Origin of the sequence: Paractinoplanes toevensis, from assembly GCF_018332695.1 — a bacterium.
Classification (GTDB): Bacteria; Actinomycetota; Actinomycetes; order Mycobacteriales; family Micromonosporaceae; genus Actinoplanes; species Actinoplanes toevensis.
In genome coordinates, this window is record NZ_BOQN01000063.1 from 75,759 (window position 1) to 85,161 (window position 9,403).

Annotated in this window: 7 protein-coding genes; 4 read left to right on the forward strand and 3 right to left on the reverse strand. The window is 72.1% G+C overall.

Annotation, left to right across the window (positions count from 1 at the left end; all coding sequences use genetic code 11):
* Together Ato02nite_RS24555 and Ato02nite_RS24560 are read left to right on the forward strand one after the other, a co-directional pair.
* A complete protein-coding gene (locus Ato02nite_RS24555; protein ID WP_213008957.1) occupies positions 1-228 on the forward strand; it encodes a hypothetical protein in 228 nt (75 codons plus the stop codon).
* On the forward strand, positions 212-1,411 hold the full coding sequence (locus Ato02nite_RS24560; protein WP_213008958.1) for a GH39 family glycosyl hydrolase: 1,200 nt from the start codon (positions 212-214) through the stop codon (positions 1,409-1,411). Before Ato02nite_RS24555 ends, Ato02nite_RS24560 begins: the two co-directional genes overlap by 17 nt.
* Here the strand turns inward: Ato02nite_RS24560 and Ato02nite_RS24565 are convergent.
* The 3 genes from Ato02nite_RS24565 to Ato02nite_RS24575 all read right to left on the reverse strand — a co-directional run bounded on the left by Ato02nite_RS24565 (position 1,408) and on the right by Ato02nite_RS24575 (position 7,093).
* Positions 1,408-3,663 (reverse strand): peptidoglycan recognition protein family protein, encoded by a 2,256-nt coding sequence (locus Ato02nite_RS24565; RefSeq protein WP_213008959.1) that lies wholly within the window; start codon positions 3,661-3,663, stop codon positions 1,408-1,410. The two genes, Ato02nite_RS24560 and Ato02nite_RS24565, sit on opposite strands and share 4 nt — an antisense overlap.
* Positions 3,664-3,797: 134 nt before the next feature.
* Positions 3,798-6,341, reverse strand: coding sequence for an FtsX-like permease family protein (locus Ato02nite_RS24570; RefSeq protein ID WP_213008960.1), 2,544 nt, complete (start codon positions 6,339-6,341; stop codon positions 3,798-3,800).
* Positions 6,338-7,093 carry an ABC transporter ATP-binding protein gene (locus tag Ato02nite_RS24575; RefSeq protein ID WP_438873069.1) on the reverse strand — a complete coding sequence of 252 codons (756 nt, stop codon included), beginning with the start codon at positions 7,091-7,093 and terminating at the stop codon, positions 6,338-6,340. The genes Ato02nite_RS24570 and Ato02nite_RS24575 overlap by 4 nt, the downstream gene beginning before the upstream one ends.
* A 146-nt stretch (positions 7,094-7,239) precedes the next feature.
* Between Ato02nite_RS24575 and Ato02nite_RS24580 the strand changes: the two genes are divergently transcribed.
* Positions 7,240-8,427 carry a sensor histidine kinase gene (locus tag Ato02nite_RS24580; RefSeq protein WP_213008962.1) on the forward strand — a complete coding sequence of 396 codons (1,188 nt, stop codon included), beginning with the start codon at positions 7,240-7,242 and terminating at the stop codon, positions 8,425-8,427.
* A gap of 52 nt (positions 8,428-8,479) precedes the next feature.
* Positions 8,480-9,118 (forward strand): response regulator, encoded by a 639-nt coding sequence (locus Ato02nite_RS24585; protein ID WP_213008963.1) that lies wholly within the window; start codon positions 8,480-8,482, stop codon positions 9,116-9,118.
* Positions 9,119-9,403 lie beyond the last annotated feature (285 nt).

Below are 9,403 nucleotides of genomic sequence, written 5' to 3' on the forward strand. Positions count from 1 at the left end.
GTGATCCTTGCCCTCGAAATCATGGCCGGCGTCTTCTGCGCCCTGATCGTGGCGCTCGTGACCGTTCGCGGCGTCGTGACCGAACGGGCCTACGATTCGCTGAACAACGTCCGGGCGAACCCGCCGAAGCGCCGCCGCAACGACCTGATCGCCGACATCCTCCTGACCGGGCTCTGTGTGGCCCTGGTGGCCTGCCTGGCAGTGCGGATCTATGTGGAGATCGCCTGAGCTGCCGCGCCGGTCGCTGCTCGCGGCGCTCTCGCTCCTCGTGGTAGGCGCGGTGCCGGGCTCGGACCGGCAGCGACCACGGCCGGTACTGGGTGTCACGCACACCCAGTACACGGCGGACGGTGACAGCCGCGCCGACGCCCGGGCCCGCGACTACCTGGCGGCCACCCCGCTGGCCGGCAATCAGCACATCATGGGCTGGGGCGCGCTCGACCCGGAGCCGTCGCCGGGGGTCTTCGACTGGCACACCCTGGACGGGCGGGTGTCGCTGCTGCGCCGCACGACCGACGATCCGGTGATCACCCTGTGCGGCGCGCCGGACTGGATGAAGGGCGGCCGGGCGGGCCACACCGACTGGAACGAGCTGGAGACGGCACCGCGGGAGGAGCACTTCGACGACTTCGCGGCGCTTGCCGCCACGGTCGCCCGCCGGTATCCGCAGGTGCGCAACTACCTGGTCTGGAACGAGCTGAAGGGCTTCTACGACAGCGCGCGCAACGACTGGGACATCGAGGCCTACACCAAGCTCTACAACCGGGTGTACGCGGCGATCAAGAAGGTGAACCCGGAGATCCGGATCGGTGGCCCGTACGTCGTGCTGGACACCTGGACGGACGGCGACTCACCGCTGACCGGCCCGTGGGGCACGGTGGACAGCCGGGCGGTCGCGGCGATCGACTACTGGATGGCGAACAAGGCGGGGGCCGACTTCGTGGCGGTGGACGGTTCGAGCCGTACCCGGGACGGCCACTTCCCCGGTGGGGACGTCGCGGCGACCGCGATGTTCGCCGACGCGACCCGCTGGCTGCGCGAGCGCACCGGGCTGCCGGTGTGGTGGGCCGAGTTCTATCCGGACGTCGACCCCGCGCTGCCCGCGTCGTCGCCGCGCCGGGCCGCGGTCGCCCTGCTGGCACTGGCCCGGACGGTCACCGCCGGTGCCGAGAAGATCCTGCTCTGGCAGCCGCAGGAGGAGGACGACCTGCGTTCCGCCGCGCTGTGGGCCGATCCGCGCCAAAGCGACGGCCGGCTGTATCCGCTCGCCGGCCCGTTCGCGTGGCTGGCCCGGGCGGCCGAGGCCGGCCGCCCGATCACCGCCGACTGGGCGGATGACGTGGTCCGGCTCGGCGACGGCCGGTCCAGCGTGTCGATGAACGCCGCCGACGGCACCGTGACGTACGGCTAGGGCACGTAGAACAGGCCGTCGGACACGACCGTCGGGCGGCCGCCCGTGCCCAGGGCCGTCACGGTCACCGTGTGCTTGCCCGGCGTCAGGGCGCGGACCCAGAGCCCCTGCCGGTACGCGGTGGAGCCCTTCGTGTCGACCGTGGCGACCTTCTTGCCGTCCAGGTAGATGTCGGCCTTGCCGGTCTTTGCCGCCCGGGAGAACAGCAGCGCCGCCGACCGGCCGGTGAAGGTCCAGGTCAGTTTGGCGTTCTTCTTCGTCGCCGCGAGGGCCTTGCCGCCCAGGTAGGAGCCGCCGGTGCGGGTGGCCCAGGTACCGCCGCGTTTGGCCGCGGTTTCCGCGACCGGCACGGCTTTGCGGGCCACCGAGGCGGTACGGGCATTGCCCGCCCAGTCCTTCGCGGTCAGCGTGAACGTCGTGTTCGCCCCCGGGCGTACCCCGGTGTTCCAGTAGGTCGAGGTGGCCGACAGGCCGGCCTTGGCCGGTGCGGTGACCGCGAGCGAGCCGACCCGCACGTTGTCCGCGGTGCGGTAGGTCAGCGCGACCGGGGCGTAGGTGGCCGAGTAGGTGCCGCCGCGCAGCAGCACGCCGGGCGCGGACGGGAAGGCCGGCGCGGTCACGTCGCCGAACACCTTGGCGGCGGCCGTCGTGGAGGTGGCGCCGTAGAGCTGCACCGCCCGGACCGCCACCGTGTGCGCGCCGGCCGGCAGGGGCAGGTTGCTCGCCCGCCAGGTCGGCGGCGCGGTGGCGGCGACCTTGCCGTCGAGCAGGATCTCGAACCGGGCCAGCAGGCTGGACGGGGTGGCCACCGACCAGTTCACGGTGACCGCGCCGCGCGCGTAGTAGACGCCGCTGACCAGCGTGCCGCCCCCGCCGAACGGCAGCGCGGCCAGCCCGGACACCATGTTCACGGCCTGGGCGCGGACGGCGGGCAGCCGGGCGTACAGGTTGTTGCCCGGGCATTCGGTGTTGACGCCGTCGCGGTGGCCGGAGATGCGCTGGAAGTCGACGACCTGGCCCTGCTTGAACTTGCCGTCGGGGGCGTTCTCGGTGAGCTGGCCGACGGTGGCCGGGTTGTGGTTGTACGCGCCGAGCCGGGCCGCCGCGACCTGGGCGATGGTCTTCTCGGCGGCCTCCGGCGAGCCGGTGGTGCTGTAGTTGCCGAGCACCGCGATGCCGGCCGAGTTGGTGTTGAACCCGTACGTGTGTGCGCCGATGACCGCCTTGGTGACCCCGCCGCGGCGGCCCTCGAAGAGGGTGCCGCACTTGTCGACCAGGAAGTTGTAGCCGATGTCGGACCAGCCGTTGCTCTTGACGTGGTACTTCTGGATCGCGCGGACGATGGCCGGCGAGTCGGCGCAGCTGTAGTTGTTGGTCTCCGCGGTGTGGTGCACGAAGAGAACCCGCACCTCGGCGGCGTAGCTCATGCTCTCGGTGACGATGGTCTCGTCGGCGGACCAGGCGGACCGGCTCACATAGGACGGCAGCGGCGTGACCAGCGGGGCCGTGGAGGTGGGCATCGGCAGGGTCGTGGTCGGTGCGGCGGTGGGCGCGGTGGTCGTGGGCGCGGTGGTGGTCGGTGCGATGGTGGGCGCGGTGGTCGTGGGCGCCGTGGTGGGCGCGGTGGTCGTCGGCTCGGTAGTGGGTGCCGGCGGTTCCGACGAATCCGATATGTCCGGGATGTCGACGGAGGCACTGGCCGACGGCTCCGGCTCGCCGCCGCCGGCGCCTCCCGCGCGGCCCGGGTCGATCATGTCGAGCCGCAGCCCGGCCGGCAGCGCGGTCGGCGAGGACCCGTCGGCCGGCACGATCCGCGCGGCCACCCCGTCCGAGGCTCCGACCCAGAGCGGCTCGGTGGCACCGCGGGCGTGCGAGCTCTCCGCACTGTCCGCGCCGCCCTCCCCCACCGGCAGAACCTGCCACCCGCTCCATTTCCGGGTGGCGACGCTGTGCGTGCGCACCTGCACGGTCCCGTCCGGCGCCGCCTTCGGGTCGTTCCAGGTGATGCCGAGAAGGCTGAACGTCCTGGTCTTCTGCTCGGGCAGGCTGAGCGACGCCGCCTTGATGTCGATCGTGGTCAGCGTGGCCGCTATCGAGGGTGGTGCCGGGTGCGGGTCCGGCGGCAGGGCGGTGATCCCGTCCCGGAAGGACGACGCGGGTGCGTCGTCGGTCCAGGCGAAGGCCATCACGCCACCGCCCGCGGCCACCAACGCCACCGATGCACCGATCCCGATCGCCAACTGACGATTCACGCCTATGTCCCCCTCGTGCCGGTCGTGCCGCGGCGAAGGGTAGCGGAGTCGATCATCGGTCCGCTGTCCCGTGACGGACGTTGTGGACCGATCGCCGGCCGCCGGGGGCAACGGGCGGCCGGCGATCGGCGTCTTCACTCGGTGCCGAGGGCGGCGACCGGGCTGACCCGGGCCGCGCGGCGGGCCGGCAGGACGCCGGCCGCCGCGGTCAGCAGCACGAGGATCACGAAAACCAGCGCGAGCTGGGCGACGGGCAGGCTGAGCGGCGCGTTCACGCCGAGTGCCTTGACCATGAGCCAGGCGTACGGGACACCGAGCGCCAGTCCGAGCGCGGCTCCGATGACGCCGTAGAGGGCGGACTCGGTGGTCAGCATGATCCGCAGCCCGCCCCGGGAGAGGCCGACCGCCCGCAGCAGCCCGGACTCACGCACCCGCTCGACCACCGACAGCGCGGTGGTGGTGCCCACGCCGACCACGGCGATCATGACGGTGAGACCGATGAGGCCGAGCGCGATGCCGAGCAGCACGGTCAGTTCCTTGTCGATCTCGTCGCGCTGGTCGGCGAGGACGTCGATCCCCCACTGGCCACCGGCCGCGTTGTTGGCGTCGGTGAGTGCCCGCCGCCCGTCGGTGCGGCCCTGTTCGCCGGCGGTGGCGGCGTCGGCGAGCAGCCCGGCGTAGCCGGCCGGAGCACCGAGCGCGGTGAGGTCGGACGGGTCGACCACCATGGCCGAGCCGAGCGGCGCCGAGTCGGGCAGCTTGGCCACCACGGTCAGCTTGCGCACCTTCTTGCCGTTGCTGAGGGTGGCCTCGTCGCCGACCGTCAGGCCGGTGAGCTCCGCGGTGAAGCCGGAGATGACGACCTTGCCCGGCCCGAGGTCGGCCAGGCTCCCGCCGACCACGTCGAGCTTCTTGAGTTCGGGCAGCGCGCCGATGTTCAGGTCGTTGGCGTTCAGCCCGTCGATGTTCGTGCCGGCCACCTTCACGTCGAGCCGCCGGTAGGCGGTGACGTTGGCCAGTTCCGGCCGCGACTTCAGCTGGTCGACGGCGGCCGCGGTGATGAGCGGGTCGCCGTGCGCGCTCATCTCGTAGTCGGCGGGCGCCGAGGAGGCGGTCTCCCGCTCGGCCAGCAGCCGGATCGAGGCGCCGCCGACGAGGGTGCCGGCGATCAGGGTGACGCCGAGCGCGACGACGACGCTGACCGCGGCGGCCCGGCGGGGTGCGCTGCCCACTCCCCCGGCGGCGAGCCGGCCGACCGGCCCGGAACGGCGGATCGGCATGCCGAGCAGGAACAGCACCGGCCGGACCAGGGCCGGGCCGAGCGCGATCAGGGCGAGGAAGGCGAACCCGCCGGAGCCGACCACGGCCAGCAGGTTGGTGGTGGGGTCGTAGTCCTTGGGGTCGCGGCCGGGCAGCCGGGTGGCGACGAAGGCGGCGAGCAGGCCGGCCACCACGACCAGCAGCAGTCCGGCCGCCCAGCGCAGTTTGCCGATGTCCTTGCGGGCACCGGTGGTGCCGGCGCCGCGCAGCGCCTCGAGCGGCGACACCCGCCCGGCGGTGAACGCGGGCGCCACCACCGCGACCATGGTGATGACCACGGCGAGCAGGATGGTGCCGAGCGCGGGCAGCAGCGGGAAGCCCGGCGACTCGATCTTCGGGCCGAACGTGCGGACCAGCGCGGGTACGAGATGGCCGGCACCGAGCGCGAGCAGCACGCCGGTGGTGCCGGTGGCCAGGCCGACCAGTGCCCCCTCGACCGCGAGGGACAGGCTCACCCCGCCGCGTCCGGCGCCGACCGCGCGCAGCAGGGCCAGCTGCTTCATCCGCTGGGCGAAGACGATCCGGAAGGTGGAGGCGGCGACCAGCCCGGCCGCGACGACCGCGATCGCCACGAAGATCGCGATCACCTCGAAGACGCTGTCGACCTGGTCGGCCTTCTGCTTGGCCTCGGCCAGCCGGACATCCGCCCCCGTGGCGATCTCCGGTTTCGTACCGTCCTTGACCTTGCTCGCGGCCGTCGCGGTGAGGTCCTGGATCTGCTTGCGGACGGCGTCGGCGTCGGCTCCGGGCGCGAGGCGGAGGTCGATCCGGCGCAGGAAGGTGTCGCCGACCAGGGTGGAAACGGTCGCCTGGGGCGCGTACGCCTGGAAGCCGTAATCCTCCGGGCCCTCCACCATGCCGACCACCGTGAGGGTCGCCGGGTCGATGGGTTTGCCGTCGTCGCTGTAGCGGAAGGTGGCCTTGGTGGTGCCGCCGACCTTGAGGCCGAGCCGCTCGGCGGTCCGCGCGGTGATGGTGATCTCGCCGGGCCCGGTGGGCTTGCGGCCGCTGGTGAGGGTGGTGACCGATAGCGGCCCGGTGCCGCTGTCGGCCGAGAGGTTCAGGTATTCGGTGCCGATCTGCCCGCCGGCGTCGAGCCGCCCGGCGGTCTCGGCGACGCCCGGGATCCGGCCGATCGCGGCGAGTTCGGCGGTGGAGATGCTGCCGTTGTCGACGACCAGGTCGACCGCCTCCGGGGTGCCGCTGAGCCCGTTGAGCACGCTGCGTTCGGTGATGGTCTGGGCGAGCACGGTGGCGTAGACGACGAACGACACGACCAGCACGGCGAGGCCGGTGAGCAGCAGCCGGGCCGGCCGGCGGGCGACGCCGCGCAGCTGGGTGCGCAGGACCGCGCTCATCGGTTGGCCGCCAGCGCCTGCAGGGCCTCGGTGACCGACGCCAGGCTGGGCGACTGCACCTCGCCGGCGACCCGGCCGTCGGCGAGCAGCACGACCCGGTCGGCGTAGGCGGCCGCGGACGGGTCGTGGGTGACCATCACGACGGTCTGGCCCAGTTCGCGGACCGAGTTGCGCAGGAACAACAGCACCTCGGCGCCGGAGCGGGAGTCCAGGTTGCCGGTCGGCTCGTCGGCGAAGACCACCTCGGGCCGGGAGGCGAGCGCGCGGGCCACGGCGACGCGCTGCTGCTGGCCGCCGGAGAGTTCGCTGGGCCGGTGGCTGAGCCGGCCGGTGATGCCGAGCGCCTCGGTGAGATGCCCGAACAGCTGCCGGTCCACCTTCCGGCCGGCCAGCTCCAGCGGCAGCAGGATGTTCTGCTCGGCGGTGAGCTGCGGCAGCAGGTTGAACGACTGGAAGACGAAGCCGATCCGCTCCCGGCGCACCTTGGTGAGCACCCGGTCGGACTGCCGGGTCAGATCGGTGCCGCCGAGCAGCGCCTGCCCGCTGGTGGCCGTGTCGAGCCCGGCCAGGCAGTGCATCAGCGTCGACTTACCGGACCCGGACGGCCCCATGATCGCCGTGAACTGGGCCCGGGTGAAGCCGACGGTCACCCCGTCCAGGGCCCGTACCGCCGTGTCGCCGCTGCCGTAGACCTTCACCAGGTCGACCGCCGCGACGGCGGCGAGGGTGTCCTGGCCCGCCGTTTTCACCAACATGTCGTGCTCCGCTCAGATGGATATCGATGTCGACGCAGAGTCTGGCTTTCCGCCGGGGCCGCGCACATCAGCCGCGCGCCAGGAAAGCGGATCTGACTTTCGGCCGATGGGGCCCGGTTGACCTGCCGTTACGCTGGGTCACGATGGAACCGAATCCGAACCGTCTCGTGCTGCTCCGCCTGGGTCAGGTGGGCGCGCTGGCGATCATGGCCGCCCTCGGCATGTTCGACGTGGTCTCCGGCCGCCTGCTCACCGGGCCGGGCGACGCGCCGATGGGCCTGATCCGGGTCCTCCTGGCGGTCGGCGCGGCGGCGGTCTGGCTGCCCGCGCACAAGCAGAACTCGACCGCCCTGCCCAAGGCCGCCATCTGGCTGAGCCTCGGCTCGGTCGGGGTCACCTTCGCGGTGGCCGTGACCAGCTCCGAGTACGACTCGACGTGGGGGCTGGCCGAGTCGCTCGCGCTGCTCGGCGTGATGCTGGTGGTGGCTCGTCGGGCCAGCCCCGGCTGGGCGGTCGCCGCGGTGGTCACGGTGGGCGCGGCGGTGAGCTTCCTGCCGCTGCGCGGCGGCCGGTCGGCCGAGTTCGTCATCTTCGGCCTGATCCAGGCCCTGGCCGCTGCCGCGGCCCTCGGCATCGGCCTCTACCTGCGCATTCTGGAAAGCTCCCGGCAACGAGCGGTTGATGCCGTACGCGCGGAGCAGCGCACCGAATTCGCGCGGGACCTGCACGACTTCATCGCCCACCACGTCACCGGGATCGTGGTGCAGGCGCAGGGTGCCCGGTTCATCGTCGAGCAGGACCCGAAACGGGCACTGCTCGCCCTCGAACAGATCGAACAGGCCGGCGCCGAGACGATGGCCTCGATGCGGCGGATGGTGGGCGTGCTGCGCGACCCGCTGACCCGGCCGGACGCCCCGCTCGCGCCGGTGTCCGGGGTCGGCGAGCTGGGCCAGTTGCTGGAGCAGTTCACCGCGGCGGGCGGCCCGCTGGGCCGGCTGCACGTGGACGGCACCGTCGACGGCATCCCGGTCGAGGTGTCCACGTCGGCGTACCGGGTGGTGATGGAGGCGCTCACCAACGTACGGCAGCACGCGGTCGAGGCCCGGGTGGCCGACGTGTGGATCCGGCGCACCCCCGAGTGGCTGCTCGTGCGAGTCGCGAACGACGGCACGGCCCGTCCCGCCGGCCCGCGCGAGCGCTCAGGGTACGGTCTCGTGGGCCTGACCGAACGGGTCCGCGCGGTCGGCGGCCGCATCTCGGCCGGCCCCGGCATCGAGGGCGGCTGGGTGGTCGACGCCGCGTTCCCGCTGAACGTGAAGGTGGTCCAATGAGATCTGCCGTTCCGCCCTCGCCGCGGCTCGAGGAGGGTCGTGCACCAATCTCATGATCAAGGTGCTCATCGCGGACGACCAGGCCATGGTCCGCACCGGCTTCGGCATGATCATCGGCGCGCAGCCGGACATGGAGGTAGTCGGCGAGGCCGCGGACGGCGTCGAGGCGGTCGCGCTGGCCCGCAGACTACGGCCGGACGTGGCATTGTTCGACATCCGGATGCCGAAGATGGACGGCCTCGAGGCGCTGCGGCTGCTGGCCGGCCCCGGCGTAGCCGACCCGGTCAAGGTGGTCGTGGTGACCACGTTCGACCTCGACGAGTACGTCCACCAGGCGCTGCGCAACGGCGCGGCCGGTTTCCTGCTCAAGGACTCCGGTCCGGCCCTGCTGGTCGAGGCGGTCCGGGCAGCCGACTCGGGCGACGCGCTGATCAGCCCGTCGATCACCGTACGGCTGCTGGAGCACCTGTCCCCACCGGCACCGAAGAGCGACGACGGCGGGCTGTCCCCCCGCGAACTGGACGTGGTGAAGCTGGCCGCGAAGGGCCTGACCAACGCGGAGATCGCCGCCGAGCTGTTCATCTCGATCGGCACGGTGAAAACCCACCTGGGCAGCGTGCAGACCAAGCTGGGCGCCCGAAACCGGGTGGAGATCGCCGCGTGGGCCTGGGAACGCCGCCTGATCAGCTGATCCGATCCACGCTTTCCCCGCCGGCGTTAAATCATTTCTTTGATTGGTCAAGCAACCGATTATCGGCCCTTTAGATTGGCATGATCGTTGTTGGCGGGCGCCGGCCGGGAGCGGGAGAATATATGCATGCGGTACCAGCAGCTCCAGCTATTCTCCCGATCCACGACTGCTGCCATGCGTGACCGCACCAGATCTCGAAACTATTCACCGGAGAAAGACGAATTCCGTCGCGACCATGCGCGCCGCCGGCATTGGGGACTCGCACAATGCCGCGTAGCTTAAGTT